We start from the raw sequence: 21,613 nt of genomic DNA, 5'->3' as shown, positions 1-21,613 counted from the left end.
CAGCGGTTCCGCTGGGGGACGCCAGGATGGCGTCTGGCAATACCTTTGAAGGGACACCAATGCAGACTGCACGCAGCATCTTGATATGGGCCGTGATAGCGCTCTGCGGGATCATTCTGATCACGTTACCGGTCAACCTTCAAACGCAGCTGATTGCCAGCACCGTCGTGGTCACTCTGATGGCGATCATCAAGATCCTCAAGCGTCAGGGAACCTGGCGGCTGGTGGCCCTCGCCTTCGGCACCGCCATCGTGCTGCGCTATGTCTATTGGCGTACATCCTATACGTTGCCGCCCGTCAATCAGCTGGAAAACTTCATTCCCGGCCTGCTGCTCTACCTCGCCGAAATGTACAACGTGGCAATGCTGATGCTCAGCCTCTTCATCGTCGCCACGCCGCTACCACCGCGCACCAACCGCGCTTCCGAAACCAAGAACTTCCCGAGCGTCGATGTCTTCGTGCCGTCCTACAATGAAGACACCAATCTTCTGGCCAACACGCTTGCCTCCGCCAAGGCTATGGACTATCCGGCCGACAAGCTGAGGGTCTGGCTGCTTGACGATGGCGGCACCTTGCAGAAGCGCAATTCGACGAAGATTTTGGAATCGCAAGCGGCAATCGCCCGCCATGACGAACTCAAGCGGCTCTGCGTCGATCTCGATGTCGAATATCTGACGCGCGACCGCAACGAACACGCCAAGGCGGGCAACCTCAATAACGGGTTGGAGCATTCGAACGGCGAACTGATCGCCGTTTTCGATGCGGACCATGCGCCCGCGCGTGATTTCCTGCGCGAGACCGTCGGCTACTTTGAGGATGATCCGAAGCTTTTTCTGGTTCAGACCCCGCATTTCTTCATCAATCCGGATCCGCTGGAGCGCAATCTGCGTACGTTCGACAGCATGCCGAGCGAGAACGAAATGTTCTACGGCATCATCCAGCGCGGTCTCGACAAGTGGAATGCCGCCTTCTTCTGCGGTTCGGCCGCCGTGCTCAGCCGCAAGGCGCTGCAATCGCAAAATGGCTTTAGCGGCGTCAGCATCACAGAAGACTGCGAAACCGCCCTTGCGCTGCATGGCGCCGGCTGGAACAGCATCTATGTCGACAAGCCGCTGATTGCCGGCCTGCAGCCGGCGACTTTCGCAAGCTTCATCGGCCAGCGCAGTCGCTGGGCGCAAGGCATGATGCAGATCCTGCGCTTCCGCTTCCCGCTCTTGAAGCGCGGTCTGACGCTGCCGCAGCGGCTCTGCTACATGTCCTCGACGCTGTTCTGGCTCTTTCCGTTTCCGCGCGCCATCTTCCTGTTTGCACCACTCTGCTATCTCTTCTTCGATCTCGAGATCTTCACGGCATCGGGCAGCGAGTTTCTCGCTTATACGCTTGCCTATATGCTCGTAAACCTGATGATGCAGAACTACCTCTATGGGTCGTTCCGCTGGCCCTGGATTTCCGAGCTCTATGAATATGTTCAGACGGTACATCTGTTGCCGGCCGTCGTCTCGGTTATGCTCAATCCCCGCAAACCGACCTTCAAGGTCACCGCCAAGGATGAGTCCATCGCCGTCAGCCGGCTTTCGGAAATCAGCCGCCCGTTCTTTGTCATCTTCGCCGTTCAGATCATCGCGCTGGCTGTCACCATATACCGCATCTATGCTGAGCCCTATAAAGCGGACGTCACGCTTGTCGTCGGCGGCTGGAACATCATCAACCTCATCCTTTCCGGCTGTGCGCTCGGCGTCGTCTCCGAACGCGGGGAGCGCGCCTCTTCACGGCGCGTGCGGGTCGATCGCCGCAGCGAATTCGGGATCGACGGACGGTGGAACTCCGCTTCCATCGAGAACGTCTCCGTCCACGGCGCCCGGCTGAACGTCTTCAATAAGGACCTGGAACCGGTCAAGGTCGGCTCGGAAGCGACCATACGCTTTCAGCCCTATAGCGGCGCCGAAATGGTGACCTTGTCAATCGTCGTTCGCAATATCGAACAGATGGGAGATATCACGGCCATCGGCTGCCAATATATTCCGAAGGGTGCTGCCGACCACCGCCTGATTGCCGATCTCGTCTTTGCCAATTCCGATCAATGGACGAAATTCCAGCAGGCACGGCGGCGCAATCCCGGTATCATCCGCGGGACCTTCTGGTTCTTAAGCATGTCGCTTTATCAGACCAGCCGCGGCCTGCTCTATCTGTTCAAAGGTGTGGGCTCCGATCGCACGCAGCAGCGGCAGGACGCGAAGGCGAGAAGCTGATGAATCGCACCTTCCCCATCCTCCTGCTTCTTCTTGGCGCCGTTACAGCACAGGCGCAGACGGCGCCGTTTGACATGTCCGGCGAGCGGCCGAAGAGCGAAGCGCCGACAGTGCCTCAGGTCATTATCCCGCAAACTGCCGCGCCGCAGACAGCGTCGCCCAAAACAGCAGCGCCGCCGGCCACCGCTCCTCAAACCGTTGCACCTCAAGTCGTTCCGCCTCTGGTCATGACTCCGCCCTCCGTTACGCCGCAAACTCCGGCGCCACAGACCGTCCCGCCTGTTGCTCCCGCGCAGACAACGCCACAAGCGGCAGGGAAGACGAAGCAGGCAACCGCTGGCAACGATGCGTCGGCATTCCGGCGCTATGTCGTTCCCTTCGCAAAGCTGCGATTGGAGGGGGAGGCCGATCGCAAGTCCTGGTCGATCTATCTGACGCCTGAGCAGGCGGCAGCCCCGGCGAAACTCACATTTGCCTATCAGAATGCAGTTGTCGTCGCCCCGGAGGCATCCCAGATCACTGTTCTGGTGAACGACCGCGCCGTTCATCAGCAGCAGATCGGCTCCTCGGACAACGAGTCCGATATCAGCTTCGACATTCCGCGCGGGCTCCTGCAGCCCGGCGCCAATCTCCTGACCTTCGAGGCGACGCAGCGCCACCGCGTCGACTGTGATATTGCGTCGACCTACGAGCTCTGGTCCGACATCGACCCCGCCAGAACCTATCTCAGCTTTGCCGGCCGCGACGCGGAGAAACTGACGACGACCGATGCGATCCGCGCAATTGGCGTCGACGGCAGCGGCAAGACGCAATTCAATCTCGTCGTACCGGCGCTGGCTCAACCAGAGACGACCAAGCCGATCCTGCATCTGGCACAGGGACTGGCGCTTCTGAGCGGAATGCCGAACCAGGCCTTTTCGTTCGACACAGATGGCCTCCCCGCGCCCGGCCCGGGCAAAATGACCGTCGTCGTCGGCACGCCGACAGAGCTGCAGCCTATCTTTGCTGTTCCGGCCGCAGCACAAAGTGGCGCGCTCGCGACCTTTGCAACGGACCCGCGCAGCGGTCAGCAGCTTCTCCTTGTCAGTGGCCCTTCATGGCAGGCTATCGCGTCTGCGGTCGACATGGTGGTGTCGCCGACCGAACGCGCGCCGGGCACTCGCCGTGATCTGTTGGTAACGCAGCGATGGTCTGCACCCGACGCGCCGCTGATCTATTCGGGCACCAGCCTTTCCTTCGAACAGCTGGGAGTCAGGACAACGGAATTCTCCGGTCGACGTTTTCATACCAGCTTCAACGTGGCGATCCCCTCCGATTTCTACGCCAATGGGTACGGCGAGGCGACCATCCTGCTGGATGCGGCCTATGCCAAGGATGTGCGGCCGGGCAGCCATATCGACGTCTACGTCAATGGCAGCATCGCCACGACCAAGCCGATCACGGCGACCGGGGGCGGCATTTTCCGGCAATTGCCCATCCGCATCACCATGCGCCATTTCAAGCCGGGATTAAACACCATCACACTTGAAGCCATGTTACTGGCCGATGAGGATACTGCCTGCGCGCCTGCCGCAACATCGAGTACGACGCCGCGATTTGCACTCTTCGACACGAGCCAGTTCACGGTACCGGATTTCGCGAGGATCGCACAGCGCCCGAATCTGGCGGCGCTCGCCGGCACAGGCTACCCCTACAGCCGCGAGACCGAGCCCGCCGCGCTCTTCATCGACCGCCCAGATGCTGACACCTTGTCTGCGACCGCAACGCTCCTGGGCCAGATGGCGCTCACCGCCGGTCACCCTATCCCTTTCGAACCGACCGCCTCGCCGAATACCGTCGGCGCCCGTAGTGCTCTGTTCATAGGATCGGTTTCGCAACTGCCGTCGACAATCCTTGCGCAAATGAACATCTCCGCTGCGAGCCAGGTCGCCTGGCGTCCGCCCGCCCCTGGCCAGGGCAATATACCGGAAGCTTCCGTGACGATTGCCGATTGGCGCACGCGCATCAATGGCGGGATATTGCAGGGGCAGATGCAGAACTTCCAGCAATGGATGCATCGCAATTTCGACATTACTCTGAGCTCGCTGCGCTTCATTCCCAGCTCCGAACAGATGTTCACACCATCGAATGCAAACAGCTTCCTGATCGCCCAAGAGGCAAATCCGACCAATGACGCAACCTGGACCGTCGTCACTGCGCCCAGCGCCGGAGACCTGCGGGCGGGTGCCGAGGCAATGAGTGCGCAACATACCTGGTCGCAGATCGGTGGCCGCATCACGGTCTATTCCGGCAAGACGGGGAAAATCGATACGGTGCCTGTGAGCCGATTCAGCTTTGTCGTTTCCCAGCCCTGGTCGCTGACAAACTATCGGCTGATCGCTGCAAACTGGCTTTCCAGCAACATATTGTCCTACGCCCTTCTGTTCGTGATCGGCTCCTTCCTGCTCGGCGTGAGCACGGCAAGCGTTCTTTCCAAGATCGGCAGGCGCGAATGAAGCTCTGGCGCCTTATTGTTGCTATCTGCAGCGCGGCCATTTTGACGGCAGCGCAACCGGCTGCCGCTCAGCGAGCGGCAATCGATCCGCAGGCCTGGGCTGCCTACAAGGCGAAATTCCTGGATGTGAATGGTCGCATCATCGACAACGGCAATGGCGGCATTAGCCATAGCGAGGGGCAAGGCTACGGTATGCTGCTTGCCTACCTGGCCAACAATCCGGCCGATTTCGAACAGATCTGGTATTTTACCCGCACGGAGCTGTTGCTGCGCGACGACGGTCTTGCCGTCTGGAAATGGGATCCGGCCGTCATCCCGCATGTAGCGGACACGAACAATGCTTCGGATGGCGATCTGCTGATTGCTTACGCACTAGCCCTGGCGGGATCGGCCTGGAACAATAGAGATTATCTACAGACGGCCGCAAGCATGGCGAGATCCATCCTTGCTCATCTTGTCATCACGTCCGTAGGGACGACGCTGCTTATTCCAGGCGCCGAAGGTTACCGGCCACCTGGGCGCAAGGATGGGCCGGTCATCAATCCATCCTATTGGGTCTTCGAAGCGATCCCCGTCATGGCGCTGCTGGTGCCTTCCGATCGCTGGCAGAAGCTCAGCACAGACGGCCTTGCCCTGCTGCGCTCCCTGCAATTTGGCCCGCGTAAGCTTCCTGCCGACTGGGTCAGCCTCAAGGCGAAACCGGAACCCGCGGACGGCTTCGAAGCGGAATTCGGCTATAATAGCGTCAGGATCCCGCTTTACCTGGCGCGCGCCGGGATCGACGACAAGGCGCTGCTTTCACGCCTCCAGCAGGGAATGACCGTCGCGGAGGATCAGCCTGCCACGATCGATCTGACAACGGGCAAGCCGAAGGACCTGCTTCCAGACGTGGGTTATAGAATTGTTAACGATGTTGTGGCGTGTGTGGTGAGCGGTACGAAACTGCCTGCTTCGGCTCGGCAGTTCACCCCATCGCTTTACTATCCAGCCACCTTGCAGCTGTTGAGCCTGGCTTTCGTCACGGAGAAGCATCCGGAGTGTTTATAAAGTCCACCTTGATCATGGCTTTCATGGCCGTCGCCGTGGCGGGGTTCACGCTCGCGACGAAGGATCACGATTCGCCGGAAGACAAGATCAAGCTGGCAAAGTCGGCACGCCTCGAACCGCAGGCGATGCTTGTCGCCGACAACAGCTCGGGACAACCGGTCGATTTGCAAACGCTCTCCGACCATATACAGGCGGCTGCGCCGTCGGCGGTTCTCTCCGACACTCCCGCGAAGCCGGCAAATACGACCGCCGCGGATTCCGTCGCGCAAGCCTCGCCGGAGCAGGCACAGCCGCAAACTACGCAGCCAACATCACCTCAGCAGTCCAACCCGGCACAAGCTGGCGATAATCAGCCGAAGGTCGACGAAAGTGCATTGCGCTATTTTGCAAGCCGGGGCGACAAGGCGCGACTGCAGGCCGAAATCTCCCGGCTGCAGGCGCTCCACCCCAATTGGAGGCCACCTGCCGATCCGCTGGCCATCCCGCAAAATAGCGACAAGCAGCTCGAAGCCATGTGGCAGCTCTATTCGGAAGGCCGCTACGCCGAAGTGCGCAAAGCCGTCGCCGACCGCCAGACTAGCGAACCCGGCTGGCAGCCGCCTGCCGATCTGCTGGAGCGGCTCGATATTGCGGAAGCCCGCACCCGGCTCGTCAACGCCTCCGATCTGAAGCAATATCAGACCGTGATCGACATCGGCGCGAGAACGCCGAGCCTGCTGACCTGCAGCGATATCGACGTCCTCTGGCGCGTCGCCGAAGCCTTCATCCGCACCGATCGCGCCGCCCGCGGCCAGGATGCCTATAAATATATCCTGAAGACCTGCACCAATCCGCAGGAAAGGCTTGCAACCATCCAGAAAGCGGCGGCTCTGCTGCCCTATCAGCCGATGCAGGACCTTTTGGCTCTCGAAAGGCCCGACGGCAATGCCGGGCGTGAATTCGATAGCATCAGGACCGATCTGGCTCGTCGTTTCATCGCCCAGGGCAATGACGATCCGAAGCTGGTGGTATCGCAGGATTATCTATCTCAGGTCGAGCGTGTCGCCCGCAGCCAGGGTCTCGCATCCGATGATGCGCTCCTCGGCTGGTATTATTTACGCCGCAGCGATTATCCCGACGCCGAGCAATGGTTCAAAGCCGCGCATGAGAAGGAAGATTCGGCCACGATCTCGCAGGGGCTAGCCCTGGTGCTGATTGCCGACCGCAAACCGCAGGAAGCCGAAGACGCCATGTATAAATGGCGCAACGAATCCAAAGACGCGATGGCGACCTACCTTGCGGCCACCGCCAATCTGATGGCGCTGCAACCGCCGGCCAATCTCAGCGAAGATGTTCTCGGCCGTATCGCCGCGGAGGTCGTGAAGCAGAAGTATGTCCCGACGGCCCAGCAGTTCGGGTGGTTTGCGCGCTCGATGAACCAGCCACAGGCCGCCGCTCGCTGGTTTGAGACGGCTTTGCGCTGGAAACCCGACGACGAGCCTTCCGCCTACGGCCTTGCCATTACGCGCAACCAGTTGAACGATCGTGTGGGCGTCGCCGAAGTCCAGAGACTGTGGGCCGGTCGCTCCCAACGGATCGCCGTGCTCGGCGAGCCGGCGCCGCGCACGCCGAGGTCAGAACCGCTGCCGTCTCCCAATCAGGCACTGCAACCTGCCGCCCAAACCTTACCGCAAACGACGATGCAGCAAGGCGGGCCGCAGAATGTGCAGCCGATGGCCTCTCAGGTCGCACCCCAGTCTCCTGTAACGCAGCCTTACGTCAACGGGCAGATCCCGATGCAACAGATGACCCCTGCCCGCCGTGCTCCTTCCCCGAATTATACCGAGCCGGATACGCGTGCCCGGGTGGCTACCCGCTCAACACGGCAGGCGGCGGGATGCAATACCACCGTCAATGCGCAGCTGCTGACGCCTGCCAATGCTCTTTCGCGCGGCTGGTGCCTGATGAACCTCAATCGACCGATGGAAGCGGTGGAAGCCTTTGATGTCGCCTTGAGCAACACGGATCCAAAATCGCGCGAAGAAGCAGCCTACGGACAGAGCCTGGCCTATCTGCGGGCCGGCCTTGCAAATAATGCCGCCGTCGCTGCGACCAAGGCGCCGATGAACCACCAGCGCGCCGCTGAATTGCAGGTTGCCATACTGGCCGACCGCGCACTGTCGGCCTTCGAGGGCAAGCGCTATCACGAGGCTTTGCTCTATCTCGATCAGCGAGCGCAACTGCAGCAGGAACGCGTCGACCTGATGGTGCTGCGTGGATACTGCTACCTCAATCTGAAAATGTACGACGATGCCGAACGCATCTTCACCGCGGTTGCCGCAACCGGCAGCCGCGACGGCAGCCGTGGCTTGCGCGACCTCCAGCTTACGCTACATCCGCCGCGGGAGGAGTATTGAAAAGCCTAATCCGCAGGCGCCAACCGCAATAACTCCATACAAGTATTTAGGGTGCTTGGACGCCAGTTGCCGTCGTAAAGACACGATAAAGCGATCGCGTTGCAGCAACAAAAAGCTGGTTCCGCTTCGGGCCGCCGAACGTGAGATTGGCGACCGTCTGGGGTATCTTGATCTTGCCGATCAAAGCTCCATCAGCCGCAAAACAATGAACGCCGTCGCCGGCGCTTGTCCATATGTTGCCGTCTATGTCGGCACGGAAGCCGTCCGGAATGCCGGTGTCGATGTTGCAAAAGACTTGATCGTTTGCGAGTTTCTTGCCGTCTACGACATCGAAGACACGAATGTGGCGGGGGGCGCTGACGTCGTGGCTTGCGGCGGAGTCGGCGACATAGAGTTTCGTCTCGTCCGGGGAAAAGGCCAAGCCATTCGGCTGGCGGAAGTCGTCCGCCATGACATCCAGTTCGCCGGTGGCCGGATCGAGGCGATAGACGTTGCGGGTCGGCTGCTCCGGCTCCGCCTTGTAACCCTCGTAGTTGGAGAGAATGCCGTAGGTCGGGTCGGTAAACCAGATCGTTCCGTCCGAGCGGACAATCACGTCGTTGGGTGAATTCAGGCGCTTGCCCTTATAACTGTCGGCAAGAACAGTGATGGAGCCGTCGATCTCCGTGCGCGTCACACGGCGGCCGCCATGTTCGCAGGATATCAATCGCCCTTGGCGATCGCGCGTATTGCCATTGGCGAAGTTCGAGGGTGAGCGGAAGATCGAGATATTCCCGCCCGGCACCCAGCGCAGCATGCGCTCATTGGGAATGTCGCTCCAGATCAGGCATCCGGCATCGGCAAACCAGACCGGCCCCTCGGCCCAACGGCAATCCGAGTAAAGTTCCTCCAGGCCGGCGCTCGGGACGATCAGATTGCGGAAGCGCGTGTCGTAGATTTCGTAAATGGAGGCTTCGGTCGGCATCGCAGTTTTCCTGTAGGGGCTTGGGAGAAAGGTGTCAGCGCCCGCCAGTGGGGCGACCGCCGGCAACGAGAATGACGGCAATAATGATCAGGCCGGTCAGAACAAGCCTTGGGCCTGCGCCGAAGCCATAGGTGTTGAGCATCGAGACGACGAGAAACATGAACAGCGAGGCGCCCCAGATGCCCGGTACGTTCGAGTCGCCGCCGGCAACAGCCGTCCCACCGATGATTACGACGGCAATCGACATCAGCAAATATTCCGCGCCCATGTTGAGGGCCGCACCGCCGGAGAAGCTCGCCAGCAGATAGCCGCAGATCGAGGCGAGGATGGCGCAGAGCACATAGGTCGCAAGACGCGTTCCGTCGACGGGAATGCCGGCCATGCGCGCCGCGAACATGCTCTGGCCGATCGCCGAGATCCAGCGCCCATAGATGGTCTTTTCCAGGAGAACCCACGCAAGCGCCGATAGCAGCAGGGCGACGATGGCGACATTCGGAATGCCGAATACCCCCGACGTCGTGAATTCGGCCAGATATTCGGGCGGCTTGATGCGAAGGCCGCGGTTGCTCCAGATGGCGGTCGACTGAATGATGAAGCTCATGGAGAGTGTGGCAATGATCGGCGGAATGCGCAGCAGCTTGATCAGGGCATAATTGCCGATCCCGATGCCAAGGCCGATGACGACCGACACCAGCAGACCGGGCACGATCATGCCGTCTTCGACATTCATGAGTTTCAGCGCGATCGTACCGGCAAGCGTCATCGTTGCCGGCACGGAAAGATCGATATTGCCCGGCCCGAGCGTGATGACGAACATCTGCCCGATGCCGACGATAACAGAGAACGCCGCAAAGGTGAGTGCCGCCTGCGACAGGCCGATGGAACTGGCGCCGCCGGTAAAGAGAACGGTGATGATCCACACCGCGATTGCGGCGACAAAGGACCATATCCAGGGTTTACGGCCGAGCACGGCAAGCGCGATCATAATTGTTTCTCCCGCTTTTCGACGCGATTGAGCAAGAGCCTGAGGGCGAGTACAATAATCAGGATTGCGCCCTGCGCGCCGATCTGCCAGTCGGGCGATATCCGCAGAAACGACAGGAAGGAGCCCGCCAGGGTCAATGTCAGCGCGCCGATGACGGCACCTACCGGTGAGACGCGGCCACCGGTAAACTCTCCGCCGCCGAGGATGACGCCGGCGATCGACAGCAATGTGTAACGCAGCGCGATATTCGCATCCGCCGAGGTGGTCAGCCCGACCAGCGCAATGCCGGCCAATACGGCAAAGAAGCCCGCCAGCGCATAGGCCGCGGCACGCAGGCTGACGACGGACCAGCCGGCACGCTGCAACGACCGCTGATTGCCGCCCACACCCCGGATCAATACCCCGAAGGAAGAGCGCATGACGATCAGATGGGCGAACAGCGCGATAAGGAGGCTGGCTATGATCGCAATGGGGACGAGCGGCGGCTTCGAAGTCATCAGCCAGCGCGCCCAATCGGGCGCAATGCCGCCCGGCGCCGGCAGCAGCAGGACAGCCAGGCCACCCCAGACGAAGCTCATGCCGAGCGTCACCACGATCGATGGCAGATCTCTGATATAGATGACGATGCCGATTGCGGCATAGACTGCAATTGCGACCGCCAGAATGAGGATACCGACGAGCGGAGCAGATTGCAGATAGGTCGCCGCCACACAGGCCGTGAAGCTGACGAAGGTCCCCATCGAGAGATCGAGATCGTTGACCGACATGATCATCATTTGCGCAATCGTCGCCAAAGCAATCGGTACGGCGAGATTGAAGAGCAGATTGAGGCCGATATAGCTCATGGCGCGCGGCTGCAGATAAAAGACCGCGGCGAGCAGGACGGCGAGCGATAGCGCCGGAATGAGCAGGCGCAGGGTAGCGGAGGACGGACGGCTCATGCACCCTCCCCGGCAAAGGAAGCCGCCAGCACATTTTCCTCCGTGATGTCTTCTCCGACCAGCTCGGCGACGATGGAACCATCGCGAAAGACATAGGCGCGGTCGCAGAGCCGGATCTCGTCCATTTCCGTCGAATACCAGATAAATGTCCGGCCGGACGAAGCCTCGTCACTCAAGATCCTGTAAACCTCCTGCTTGGTACCGATGTCGACACCGCGCATCGGATCATCCATCAGCACGATCGGCGCGGTCGTCGCCAAGGCGCGGGCGAACAGCACCTTCTGCTGATTGCCGCCGGAAAGGGACAAGATGCCGTTCGCCATCGTCGGCGTACGGATTTCGATGCGGCCTTTCCAGTCCGCTCCGAGGCGATCCTCGCGCCCGCGATCGACGACCGAGAGACGCGAAAAATCGCTCAGCGAGGCAATGCTGAGGTTTTTCAGGATGCTCCAAAGCGGAAAGGTGCCGTTCAAGCCGCGGTCGCCGGCGACGAAGGCGATATTGCCTTGTCTTCCCGGCAGCCAGTTGTGCGAAAGCGAGCGATGAAGATCGAGCAGCATGTCGGTCTGGCCATGGCCGGCGAGCCCGGCAAGCCCTATCACCTCGCCCTCGCGGGCATTGAAGCCAAGGCCTCTGCCTCCTCGCGCCGGCAGTGCAAGCAGAGGAGACGATGCGGCGCCCTCCCCGCCCCTGCGCGAGCGGTCCTGCTCCTTGACGACACTACCCATCGCCTGGACCAGGCTGTGGACGGTGAAGTCCTGAGCGATGCGATCGGCGACGACGCGGCCGTCCTTCATGACAAGAATTCGGCTTGCGGTCGAAAGGATCTCACCGAGAATATGCGAGATCAACATGACCGCGCCGCCTGTTTGCACGAAGCTGCGCACATAGGCCATCAACTGGGCGGCCAGTCCGGCATCGAGGGATGAGGTCGGCTCATCGAGGATGACCAGCTTCGGCGTCTCGCCGACGGCACAAAAGGTGATCGCGATCTCCACCATCTGCCGCTCGGCGATCGAGAGTTCGCCGACGGTCCGCATGACGTCGATCCTGTGGCCGGGGAAAATCTCGTCGAGCTTGGCGCGAACGATTGTGGCCGCCTGCCGCCGCCAGCTCCAGCCGGCAAGGCCGCGATGGACCACCCGCATGTTCTCGACGACGGTGAGATTGGGCGCCAGTGACAATTCCTGAAAGACGCAGCGTATGCCGTGGGCGCGCGCCGCATTGATGCCGTGCACGCTGTCGTCTCCCTCATAGGCAACGCTGCCCTCGTGCGGGCTGAGGCCGCCGTTGATGACGTTGACGATCGTCGATTTTCCGGCACCATTATGGCCAACAAGCCCGATGCACTCGCCGGCAAGAACCGTCAGATCGGCGCCATCGAGCGCTTTTACCGCGCCGAAATGCACCTTGATGCCACGGGCGGAGACGACGGCCTGCGGGCCGGCATCCTGTCTCTTCAAAGCATTGTCTTTGGCTGCAATCATGGATCGTCCGGGTCGGGCGTTGCATCGGCAGGCGCCGCCTCTTTAGCGGCGGCGCCCGTCTTAACGGCTCGCAGATATCGGTTACTTCGCCGCGGCGATCACCTTCTTGGCGTCGTCGAGCGTATATTCGACATTCGCCACACCGCCGGCCTGCGTGTTGGCAAGATTGGTTTCGAGATTGTCCTGATCGATGCGCAGGAACGGAACGACCAGGTCCTTCTTCACCTGTTGGCCATCCAAGATTTGTTGGGCGACCCAGAAGGCGAGCGTGGACACGCCGGGCGCGATCGAGACCGACATGGTCTCGTAGCCGCTGGCATCCTTCTCCTTCTTCCACCAGGCAAGTTCATCCTGGCGGTTGCCCATGACGATGGTCGGCATGGGGCGCTTGGCGGCGGCAAAAGCCTGTGCCGCACCATAGCCGTCACCGCCCTGGGTTACGACCGCGGCAATATCGGGAAGGCTCGGCAGAATGCCGGCGACGGCGCGCTGGGCGACATCCTGAGCCCAGTCGCCGTGAACCGAACCGACAATCTTGAACTGCGGATATTTGGCGGCAGCCGCATGGATGCCGGCTGAGATCTCGTCATCGACGGAGACGCCGGCAAGCCCGCGGATTTCGAGCACATTGCCACCCTTCGGCATCTTCTTGGCGAGATATTCGATCTGGCTGGCACCCATGCCCTTGAAGTCGACGGCAATGCGCCAGGCGCAGGGTTCGGTCACGATGCCGTCGAAGGAAACGACGACGATCTTGGCATCGCAGGCTTCCTTGATCGCGCCGTTCAGCGCCGTCGGCGAGGCAGCATCGATGACGATCGCATCATAGCCCTGCAGGATCATGTTCTGGATCTGGGCGGCTTGCTCGGTTGCCTGGTTTTCAGCCGTCGTGAACGGATCGGCGGCGGCAACGACACCGGTCTTGACCGCTTCGCCGGTTACCTTTTGCCAGCTCGTCAACATGGCCTGGCGCCAGGAGTTGCCGGCATAATTGTTCGACAAGGCAATTTTCTTGGATGACGTATCTGCAAGGGCAGCACCCGGCGCGACAACGCAAGCGATGACGGCGGATGCCATAAGCATCTTGGCAATATTCATTTTTTTCCTCCCAAAGTGCCTGTACTTCATCTTCCAGGCCAAGATTTCCGAGCGCGCTCCTCAACGAACGATCGAAAATAATATTTGCACTGAAGGTTGCCCTGTCAGTAGAAACAGGATGTCCGAGATTGTGACGCTTGTACAGGCGCTTAAAGGGCGGGACCTTGCGGGATCCCGCAGAAAAGATGCGCAAGTCCGCAAGACGGATCGCTCGGATCGGCGCTTAATAGCGCCGGAAATTTGCATGCTGCGCGGCCGGAGGAGCAGAGGTCGGCGCATTGCCTGGGAGGGCTTGTCCTTGCGCGATCTGGCGCCGCAATCGGTCTTTGACCATTATCTCAACATATCGAGGCTTCTTGCCGGCCAGCTCGATTTTCATTCGGTCATCCAGGCCGTCGCTGCCGAAATCAGCCATGTTATCCCGCATGACCATCTCGACGTCTGCATCATCCTGATGGACGAACAATTTCATACTGCCTACGAGAGCGGCCTGGAAACGGATTGGGGTCGCCGCTTTCCCGCACCCGTGAGCAACAGCCCCATCCGCACGCTTCTCTGGGGCGAGACCGATTACCTCTTAACCGACGATGCCTGGAGCGATCCCCAATTCCATTTTCAGGGTTCTTTCTCGCACCCGATCTTTCACCAATCACTGCATAGCCGTCTGCACGTGCCCCTTAAAGTTCAGGGTCATATCATCGGCGCCCTGTCCTGCTCCAGTCACCAGAGCGGCCTCTACACCATGCGAGATATCGAAAGTGCCCGCGTGATTGCCGATCTCCTCGCACCCCACTTCTTTGCAATCCGCGCCGCCGACCAGGCCAAACGGTCGGCGATCGTGGAGGCCGAGGCTCGGGCCCGCGAAGAGGGTCTGCGTCTCGGTGCCCTGAAGCTGACCGAGGCGCTGGAAGCGGAACGCCAGCGCATCGGCATGGACCTGCACGACCAGATTCTCGCCGATCTGACCCGCCTCTCCCGACGGCTGGAACGGCTTGCCCGCCAGCCCGATGTCACCGGTGAAGCGCTTGAGCCGCTCTTTCGCGGCTTGCAACACAGCATGCACGATCTTCGCCAGATCATCGAGGAGGCCAAGCCCTCTGTCCTTCAACTGTTCGGTTTTGCGCAGGCGATCGAGAACCATCTCGAACGATCGATCCAGGAAAGCGGCGCGACTTTGTCCTGGACACTGAATGACGAGACCGGCGGCGCGATCGACTGCCTTGAACAATCGGTGTCGATTGCCCTGTTCCGCATCGCGCAGGAGGCCATCAACAACGCCATTCGCCATGCCCAGGCTGAGAGCATCGCGGTTCATCTGAAAGCGGCCGAGGGTGCGGTCACCATTGATGTCGTCGATGACGGTGTCGGACTGGGAAACACCCGCAGATTATCTGGCGGCGGCATCGAAAACATGCGCACGCGAGCGCGGCTGATTTCAGCGCGTTTCGCGATCAAGGCCGCTGCGGCGTCCGGTGGAACGATTGTCAGTGTCAGCCTGCCTGCCATCGCGCAAACGGCTGGAGGAGCCGCCGCATGAAGGTTCTGATCATCGAGGACGATCCGCTCCACCGCTCCTATCTCAATGAAGCGATCCGCGCTGCACTTCCCGAATGCGATGGCGTGCTGGAAGCGGAAAATGGCAATACGGGCGAACGGCTGGCGCGGGATTTGAGGTCCTCTCATATTGTCATGGATCTGCAGATGAGCCAGCGCAATGGCATCGAGGCGGCCCGCACGATCTGGAAGGAGCGACCAGAGACGCGCATTCTTTTCTGGTCGAACTATTCGGACGAGGCCTATGTTCGCGGCGTTTCGCGCATCGTGCCCGCCGGCGCCGTCTATGGCTATGTCCTGAAATCGGCCTCGGACGACCGCCTGAAGCTCGCGCTTCGCAGCATCTTCATCGAAAGCCAGTGCGTGATCGACCGCGAAGTGCGCGGCATGCAGCAAAAGAGCCTCGGCAATGTCAACGGATTCACCGAGGCCGAATATGAGATCCTGATCGATATCGCCCTTGGATTGACCGATCGCGCGATCGCCCAGAGGCGCAATCTCTCGGTCCGCAGCGTCCAGAACCGATTGCAGCAGCTATACGTGAAACTCGGCGTCTATCAGCCGCTCGGCGGTCAGGATGATGATGGTCGTTTCAATCTGAGGGCGCGCGCGGTGGCCGTGGCCTTCTTAAGAAAACTCCTCAACCATAGCGCGCTCGAACGTGCGGAAGCCGATCTTTCCGCTTGGCTGGCGCGCCAACCCCGCGACTGAAAGCAAGCCCTGCCCGCTACGTCGATCTTGCTTGACGTCTTCCCTCGAATAATTGTCTATTGCTAGCAATAGACATTAATCCAACCATCCGGAACTTCCTATGTCCGCCGTTTCGCCTGTCATCCTGCTCAACCCCATTGACGATGTTGCGGTCGCTCGCGTGATGATCCGCGCCGGCAGCCCGACCGGCATCGACGGCTTGATTACTGCAGACCAGATCCCGCGGGGCCACAAGGTCGCGGTTCGCGACATCCAGGCAGGTCAGGAGATCCGCAAGTTCGGCCAGCCAATCGGCGTCGCAACACAGTTCATTCCGGCCGGAGGCCATGTCCATCTGCAGAACCTGGCCGTGATCGAATCCGATCATCCCTATCAGTTTAGCGTCGATATCGAAGAGACCGGCATGCTGCCGCGCGAGGACTGTCGGACTTTCATGGGCTTTGACCGCGGCGCCGGCGGCGTCGGCACGCGTAATTTCATCGGCATCATCACGACGGTCAATTGCTCGGCAACCGTCTCGAAATACATCGCCGAACATTTCAATCGCACCGGCGGGCTTGAGGGCTTCGACAATGTCGATGGCGTCGTGGCGCTGACCCATGGCGGCGGCTGTGCCGTCAGCACGCAGTCGGAGGGCTACCGCTATCTGGCCCGTACCCTTCAGGGCTATGCGCGGCATCCAAATTTCGGCGGTATCCTCATGATCGGGCTTGGCTGCGAAACCAATCAGATCGCGCCCATCCTGGAGCATTACAAGCTGGAGGAAGGAAACCGGCTGCGCACCATGACGATCCAGGATCTCGGCGGTACCCGCAAGACGATCGCCGCCGCATCCGAAATGATCAAGGACATGCTGCCGGAGGTCAATTCCGCCACCCGCACTGTCCAGCCGCTTTCCGGCATCAAGCTCGCCCTGGAATGCGGCGGCTCCGATGGCTATTCGGGCATTTCGGCCAATCCGGCGCTCGGCTATGCCTCCGATCTCCTCGTGCGCAATGGCGGTACGTCAGTTCTGGCGGAAACGCCGGAGATCTATGGTGCGGAACACCTGCTGACGCGCAGGGCGGTCACGCCCGCGGTCGCCGAAAAGCTGCTCTCCAGAATCGACTGGTGGCGCGATTATACCCGCCGCAACGGAGCGGAACTCAACAACAATCCGTCCTATGGCAACAAGCTCGGCGGATTGACGACCATCCTTGAAAAGTCGCTCGGGGCCGTCGCCAAGGGCGGTTCCATGCCGCTCAAGGCCGTCTATGAATATTCTGAGATCGTCGACGAACCCGGTTTTGTCTTCATGGACACGCCCGGCTACGATCCCGTCGCCGTCACCGGCCAGGTTGCTGGCGGCTGCAATGTGATCTGCTTCACCACGGGCCGAGGGTCCGTCTCCGGTTTTAAGCCGGCGCCTTGCGTCAAGATCGCCACCAACACCGAGATGTACAACCATATGCGCGAGGATATGGATATCAATTGCGGTGACATCGTCAGCGGCGACGATACGATTGAGGCGGCGGGTGAACGGATTTTCGAGGAGATCATCGCTGTCGCCTCCGGGAAGAAGACCCTGAGCGAGACCTTCGACTACGGCGACAATGAATTCGTTCCCTGGCAGGTCGGCGCCATCACCTGATGGTGCCGCGCATCAGACGATGAATGGGTATTCGTCCGGCTGGTATTGCTCGCGGATATAGGCGGCGCGTGCCTGTACGCTCGGTTGCGAGTTGTGAATATGATCTCGCATGGCTTTGCGCAGCCCTTCCTCGTCTCGGTTTTGCACCATTTTAAAGACACCGATGTGCTCCGACAGGAAGGGCTCGTATTCCGGCCTCTTGATGCGACTGCCGACGATATGCTTGCTGAGCGTAAGGATGCAGTGCGTCCGCTTCAGGATGCTCAGGAACTCCTTGTTCGGGCAAGCCTGAAGGCTGCGCAGATGAAGATCGAGCTCCAGTTCGTACATGGTCGAAGCCGACACATCGGGATAATCCGCAAGCGCCTGTGACAGGCGCGCGAGCATTGTGTCCACGTGGTCTCTGGAAAGTCCGTCCAAGGCGCTTGCGAGCGCCACAGGCTCGATCTGTTCGCGCACCTCATAGAGGTCACGGATACGCTGGCTGTCGAGCGGGACGATCGACCAGCGAAAATTGTCGTCCTTTTCGGTGATGCCAAGCGTCTCGAGCCTCAGCAGCACATCGCGCGCCACGGCGCGCCCGACGCCGAAATGCCGTGCCAACTCGTTTTCATTGATGCGATAACGGCCGAAAAAGGAGCGATGGACGACGATGCGTTCGACATCCTCGTAAAGCGCCTGCCATGCGAATACCGGCCTATCGCCATCTTCATCGAACAATTTACCGAGATAATCGCCGAGCTTGATCCGCTTCGGTGGTGTCCCCGCCCTGCCAACGATAAAGCCCCGCCCTTCGAGACGCGCGATCAGGCCGCCATCGAACAACATCTGCAACGCCTGACGAACCGGCGCCCGGCTGCTGCCGACCAGATCGGCAAGGGCGCCCTCGGTCAAGACAACACCTTCAGGCACCGCTCCAGCGAGAATCTCTGCCCTCAATCGCTCGTGAAGCTGCTCATAGAGCCTAATTTTTCGCAGGCCGCTGCTTTCGACTTGGGATGGGCTCATCTGGTTCCATATTTCATCAAAGGGTCAGCATCTTCGCCGTCCTCATTACCACATCCAGTTCAAAACCTCCCTCATGTCCTACCGCAAGGCCTTTTTCGCAAGAAATCGACGTGAGCCGACAATTCGCACCATCGAAATCGTTGATCAAGACAAGCAATCGTCCCACTTCCGCGCCGCTTTGGGCAAGACAATTGCTGTCGCTGTTCATTTCAAAATTGTCGACGTGTTGTCTACGCAGCTTGCCGGTTACAGAACCACACCGTCACCACGGGCAAGGGTCGAGAGCATAGTTTCAAGCCCCGCAATCTCTTGGGGCGAGACCTCGTGCGCACGGTCAGGCAGAACGTCGCAACGCAAACTGGCCCGTGCCCGTGCAAGACTTTCAGCAGCGTCGGCAAAAGCATCGACAGGAATCCAAGGATCCTTATCGGATCCGGTCAGATAAACCGGCATGCGATCGAGGTCCGCAAAGGGCCTATCGCACTCCGAAGTGCCAACGCGGCAGCCAGTAAGATTGACCATGGCACCCCGCCATGGCCCGTATTTCATTGCATATTCCAGAGCCAGGCACGCGCCCTGGCTGAAGCCGCCGATCAACAGAGGCATGGCGTGACGGCGACGGGTCAATTCGTCGGCAATACCGCGAATATAAGCCAGCGAGGATTCCAGTTCCTCTCGCGTTGCCGACGTCAACCGTTCCGTAGCTCGCGCGCCGTACCAGCTTCTACCGGCAGCGCGCGGCAGTACAAAAGCCACGCCCAACGTCTTAAGCCGACCGATCACCTGCTCGTGCATGTCTTCAGGCGACTGGGTACGCCCATGGATGAAGACGCAGTGGACTTTGGCCTCCTCGGGTGCAGCGCCGAGCAGGAGAGGTTCATGATGCATCGCCATCTCCCAGCTTAGAAGTTCGCCGGTTCCAGGCCAGCGATCAGCTCTTCGCGACGGTTCTCGAACCACGGCGGGAAGACTAGGGTGGTGCCGATCTGGTCGGCCGGTTCGTCAAGCGCCCAGCCGCCCTCGACGGACCAGGCGATCTCGAACAGCGCGCCGCCCGGCGAACGGACGTAGCAGGACTTGAAATAGTTGCGGTCCTTCTGGTCGGAAACGTCGGTGAATCCCAGCCCCTCCAGATGCGCCTTCAGCTGCAGCTGGTTCTGCTCGTCGCCAGTGTTGAGCGCAAGATGATGAATAGTGCCGCCAGCAAGCGTCCACGTGCCCTGCGGGCTATTTGCTTCATGCAGGATTTCTACCATGCTGTTGGGACCGTTTGCGTTTGGGACGGAGAACATCAGTCCCTCGTTGCTGTCGGCTTCCTTCGTCATCGACAGGCCGACAGTCAGGAAGTCATCCATGGCGGTGCGGTCAAACACGGCAATCGCCGCGCCGTAGATACCCTTGATACCATGCTCGGCCGTCACCCCTTGCGCTTCGTTGACGATGGGCGGCCGGTTGTCGGAGGGGCTTTCCACCAGTTCATGCGGAATGCCGCAAGGATGTTTGAAGGCTACGCGCGCGATGCCGAAGCGCGATATCTTCACAGCCTCGATACCTTTGGCATTGAGCCGCTCGACCCAGTAGCCGCACGCACCGGCAGGGATCGCCTGCTGAATAATCTTTGACTGGTTCGTACCACGCCTGCCGAAAACGGCAGGTTTGCGGAACGGAAAGGTGGTGATGATCGTCGAAGCCTCGCCGCTGCGAGACCCGTAGTAGAGATGATAGACAGGGATGGTGCCATCGAACAGCACGGTACGTTTGACCGAATAAAGGCCCAACGCTTTGGTGTAAAAATCATAGTCCTCTTGCACACCGTCGGTGCAAAGGGTCAAGTGATGATAGCCGCTGACAAGTGCCATCGTTCTCCTCCTCCTGTAGAACAATCGATCGTCCCCGGGGAGCGGCTCCTCCTCCGCATTCCTCCCCATCGGTTCGCAATCAGCTCTTAGCCACTCGCCAACCACTGCAAATATAGCCTATCTAAAACGGCCGTTGATGAGTTTGTTCATAAATACTATAGCATTTTGCTATGAAGATCGTGGAACATCACCTTGTTCAGCTCGCCGCCGTCATCGAGACTGGAGGCGTAACGGAAGCCGCTGCCATGCTCGGCATGACGCAGTCGGCCGTATCGCGAACCATCTCCATCCTGGAGAAGCGGGTGGGTGAACCGCTATTCGTCTCAGGGCGACGGCCAATGCAGCCGACACCGCTCGGCGAACAGCTCGGCCTGCAGGGCAAAGCGATCCTCGCGTCATCGCGCAAGGCGATGGAAATCATCCGCAGTTTCAAGTCGGGTTCGTTCGGCCGCGTGCGGATTGGCGGCGTGCCTTTCTTCATGGATGCGGTTGTCTCGCCGATGATCGCCTCGTTCCAACGCGACGAGCCGGGGATCATGGTGCACCAGTCCTACGGCAACTATTCCGACCTGGTAAGTGAGCTCGAATCCGGTCAAATCGATGTCGCGGTCACACCGACGGGCTCCGCCGATCTTCGGGCCGACCAGCAGTTCGAACCACTGCTGCCTGCCCGAAACGTGCTGGCCTGTGGCGCTGGCCATCCGCTGATGCGCAAGCGCAGTCTGGCAACCGAGGACATCCTCAACTACCCTTGGGTCGCTCCCCTGCCCGGCTCGCCGCTGGTACTGGACTTGCACAATATTCTGCTCACGCTCGGCATAGAGGAGGTTTCGATCCGTTATGCCGGAGGCTCTCTGATGAGCGTCTTGAATTATCTGATCGGAACGGACGCTCTGGCAATCCTGCCGCTTTCCGTCGCTTACTCGTTGCGCCGGGAAAACAGGATCAGCGTCATTCCGCTTGATATCCCGCAGCCGGAACGGGCACTGGGGATCATGACGAGAATGAAGCCGTATTCAAATCCGGCCGGACGCAAGCTTGTTGGACATCTGCGGCGCGAATTCTCCGAGCTGCGTCGATCAGTCGAAAAGCACGAGCGCGAAATCCATTGGGCTCACGGGCCATTCATGGCCGAGCGCGAACGAAAGGGCCCTGGCTGAGCCGGGCATGAGCACAACAGACGGCTCAAA

Annotated in this window: 16 protein-coding genes; 8 read left to right on the top strand and 8 right to left on the bottom strand. The window is 60.2% G+C overall.

The genetic code is table 11. The annotated features are described in order from the left end of the window. The first annotated feature begins 59 nt into the window (after nucleotides 1–59). Genes bcsA through AC13RE_RS19590 form a run of 4 tightly spaced genes read left to right on the top strand, consistent with a single transcriptional unit; the run spans nucleotide 60 to nucleotide 8,186 of the window. Nucleotides 60–2,249 carry a UDP-forming cellulose synthase catalytic subunit gene (gene bcsA, locus AC13RE_RS19605; RefSeq protein WP_488564161.1) on the top strand — a complete coding sequence of 730 codons (2,190 nt, stop codon included), beginning with the start codon at nucleotides 60–62 and terminating at the stop codon, nucleotides 2,247–2,249. Next, nucleotides 2,249–4,744 carry a cellulose biosynthesis cyclic di-GMP-binding regulatory protein BcsB gene (locus tag AC13RE_RS19600; protein WP_488564160.1) on the top strand — a complete coding sequence of 832 codons (2,496 nt, stop codon included), beginning with the start codon at nucleotides 2,249–2,251 and terminating at the stop codon, nucleotides 4,742–4,744. Before bcsA ends, AC13RE_RS19600 begins: the two co-directional genes overlap by 1 nt. After that, on the top strand, nucleotides 4,741–5,790 hold the full coding sequence (locus AC13RE_RS19595; protein ID WP_488564159.1) for a family 8 glycosyl hydrolase: 1,050 nt from the start codon (nucleotides 4,741–4,743) through the stop codon (nucleotides 5,788–5,790). Before AC13RE_RS19600 ends, AC13RE_RS19595 begins: the two co-directional genes overlap by 4 nt. Beyond that, nucleotides 5,781–8,186: a cellulose synthase gene (locus AC13RE_RS19590; RefSeq protein WP_488564158.1), complete on the top strand. Its 2,406-nt coding sequence runs from the start codon at nucleotides 5,781–5,783 to the stop codon at nucleotides 8,184–8,186. Before AC13RE_RS19595 ends, AC13RE_RS19590 begins: the two co-directional genes overlap by 10 nt. A 46-nt stretch (nucleotides 8,187–8,232) precedes the next feature. Here the strand turns inward: AC13RE_RS19590 and AC13RE_RS19585 are convergent, their stop codons facing one another. The 5 genes from AC13RE_RS19585 to AC13RE_RS19565 form a co-directional block, all read right to left on the bottom strand. Continuing rightward, on the bottom strand, nucleotides 8,233–9,150 hold the full coding sequence (locus tag AC13RE_RS19585) for an SMP-30/gluconolactonase/LRE family protein (RefSeq protein WP_488564157.1): 918 nt from the start codon (nucleotides 9,148–9,150) through the stop codon (nucleotides 8,233–8,235). Between the two features lie 34 nt (nucleotides 9,151–9,184). Next, complete coding sequence (locus tag AC13RE_RS19580; protein WP_488564156.1) at nucleotides 9,185–10,135, bottom strand: ABC transporter permease; 951 nt, start codon at nucleotides 10,133–10,135, stop codon at nucleotides 9,185–9,187. Further along, on the bottom strand, nucleotides 10,132–11,076 hold the full coding sequence (locus AC13RE_RS19575) for an ABC transporter permease (RefSeq protein ID WP_488564155.1): 945 nt from the start codon (nucleotides 11,074–11,076) through the stop codon (nucleotides 10,132–10,134). Before AC13RE_RS19575 ends, AC13RE_RS19580 begins: the two co-directional genes overlap by 4 nt. Continuing rightward, the gene (locus tag AC13RE_RS19570) at nucleotides 11,073–12,563 is read right to left on the bottom strand and encodes an ATP-binding cassette domain-containing protein (protein ID WP_488564154.1); all 1,491 of its coding nucleotides are present in this window, start codon (nucleotides 12,561–12,563) and stop codon (nucleotides 11,073–11,075) included. Before AC13RE_RS19570 ends, AC13RE_RS19575 begins: the two co-directional genes overlap by 4 nt. An 81-nt stretch (nucleotides 12,564–12,644) precedes the next feature. Further along, nucleotides 12,645–13,661, bottom strand: coding sequence for a substrate-binding domain-containing protein (locus AC13RE_RS19565; RefSeq protein ID WP_488564153.1), 1,017 nt, complete (start codon nucleotides 13,659–13,661; stop codon nucleotides 12,645–12,647). Between the two features lie 298 nt (nucleotides 13,662–13,959). Here AC13RE_RS19565 and AC13RE_RS19560 point away from each other — a divergent pair, with 298 nt between their 5' ends. The 3 genes from AC13RE_RS19560 to AC13RE_RS19550 all read left to right on the top strand — a co-directional run bounded on the left by AC13RE_RS19560 (nucleotide 13,960) and on the right by AC13RE_RS19550 (nucleotide 17,556). Then, a complete protein-coding gene (locus AC13RE_RS19560) occupies nucleotides 13,960–15,198 on the top strand; it encodes a GAF domain-containing sensor histidine kinase (protein ID WP_488564152.1) in 1,239 nt (412 codons plus the stop codon). After that, a complete protein-coding gene (locus AC13RE_RS19555) occupies nucleotides 15,195–15,926 on the top strand; it encodes a response regulator transcription factor (RefSeq protein ID WP_112413301.1) in 732 nt (243 codons plus the stop codon). Before AC13RE_RS19560 ends, AC13RE_RS19555 begins: the two co-directional genes overlap by 4 nt. 100 nt (nucleotides 15,927–16,026) lie before the next feature. After that, the gene (locus AC13RE_RS19550) at nucleotides 16,027–17,556 is read left to right on the top strand and encodes an altronate dehydratase family protein (RefSeq protein WP_132720161.1); all 1,530 of its coding nucleotides are present in this window, start codon (nucleotides 16,027–16,029) and stop codon (nucleotides 17,554–17,556) included. A gap of 12 nt (nucleotides 17,557–17,568) precedes the next feature. Here the strand turns inward: AC13RE_RS19550 and AC13RE_RS19545 are convergent, their stop codons facing one another. The 3 genes from AC13RE_RS19545 to AC13RE_RS19535 all read right to left on the bottom strand — a co-directional run bounded on the left by AC13RE_RS19545 (nucleotide 17,569) and on the right by AC13RE_RS19535 (nucleotide 20,423). Further along, complete coding sequence (locus AC13RE_RS19545; protein ID WP_488564151.1) at nucleotides 17,569–18,564, bottom strand: GntR family transcriptional regulator; 996 nt, start codon at nucleotides 18,562–18,564, stop codon at nucleotides 17,569–17,571. Between the two features lie 246 nt (nucleotides 18,565–18,810). Beyond that, a complete protein-coding gene (locus tag AC13RE_RS19540; protein WP_488564150.1) occupies nucleotides 18,811–19,452 on the bottom strand; it encodes an alpha/beta hydrolase in 642 nt (213 codons plus the stop codon). Between the two features lie 14 nt (nucleotides 19,453–19,466). After that, nucleotides 19,467–20,423 carry a VOC family protein gene (locus AC13RE_RS19535; RefSeq protein ID WP_132720164.1) on the bottom strand — a complete coding sequence of 319 codons (957 nt, stop codon included), beginning with the start codon at nucleotides 20,421–20,423 and terminating at the stop codon, nucleotides 19,467–19,469. Between the two features lie 170 nt (nucleotides 20,424–20,593). Between AC13RE_RS19535 and AC13RE_RS19530 the strand changes: the two genes are divergently transcribed. Then, the gene (locus tag AC13RE_RS19530; RefSeq protein WP_488564149.1) at nucleotides 20,594–21,583 is read left to right on the top strand and encodes a LysR family transcriptional regulator; all 990 of its coding nucleotides are present in this window, start codon (nucleotides 20,594–20,596) and stop codon (nucleotides 21,581–21,583) included. The last annotated feature ends 30 nt before the right edge of the window (nucleotides 21,584–21,613 follow it).

This window comes from Martinezella sp. CNPSo 3959 (assembly GCF_057784355.1).
Note: the sequence above shows the minus strand (reverse complement) of the source record. Positions and strands in the feature narration are given on the sequence as shown.

Coding starts and splice junctions, on each gene's coding strand:
- AC13RE_RS19585 (WP_488564157.1), bottom strand. CDS start 9,150: ATGCCGACCGAAGCCTCCATTTACGAAATCTACGACACGCGCTTCCGC.
- AC13RE_RS19550 (WP_132720161.1), top strand. CDS start 16,027: ATGTCCGCCGTTTCGCCTGTCATCCTGCTCAACCCCATTGACGATGTT.
- AC13RE_RS19545 (WP_488564151.1), bottom strand. CDS start 18,564: ATGAGCCCATCCCAAGTCGAAAGCAGCGGCCTGCGAAAAATTAGGCTC.
- AC13RE_RS19570 (WP_488564154.1), bottom strand. CDS start 12,563: ATGATTGCAGCCAAAGACAATGCTTTGAAGAGACAGGATGCCGGCCCG.
- AC13RE_RS19555 (WP_112413301.1), top strand. CDS start 15,195: ATGAAGGTTCTGATCATCGAGGACGATCCGCTCCACCGCTCCTATCTC.
- AC13RE_RS19540 (WP_488564150.1), bottom strand. CDS start 19,452: ATGCATCATGAACCTCTCCTGCTCGGCGCTGCACCCGAGGAGGCCAAA.
- AC13RE_RS19600 (WP_488564160.1), top strand. CDS start 2,249: ATGAATCGCACCTTCCCCATCCTCCTGCTTCTTCTTGGCGCCGTTACA.
- AC13RE_RS19580 (WP_488564156.1), bottom strand. CDS start 10,135: ATGATCGCGCTTGCCGTGCTCGGCCGTAAACCCTGGATATGGTCCTTT.
- AC13RE_RS19565 (WP_488564153.1), bottom strand. CDS start 13,661: ATGAATATTGCCAAGATGCTTATGGCATCCGCCGTCATCGCTTGCGTT.
- bcsA (WP_488564161.1), top strand. CDS start 60: ATGCAGACTGCACGCAGCATCTTGATATGGGCCGTGATAGCGCTCTGC.
- AC13RE_RS19595 (WP_488564159.1), top strand. CDS start 4,741: ATGAAGCTCTGGCGCCTTATTGTTGCTATCTGCAGCGCGGCCATTTTG.
- AC13RE_RS19535 (WP_132720164.1), bottom strand. CDS start 20,423: ATGGCACTTGTCAGCGGCTATCATCACTTGACCCTTTGCACCGACGGT.
- AC13RE_RS19575 (WP_488564155.1), bottom strand. CDS start 11,076: ATGAGCCGTCCGTCCTCCGCTACCCTGCGCCTGCTCATTCCGGCGCTA.
- AC13RE_RS19530 (WP_488564149.1), top strand. CDS start 20,594: ATGAAGATCGTGGAACATCACCTTGTTCAGCTCGCCGCCGTCATCGAG.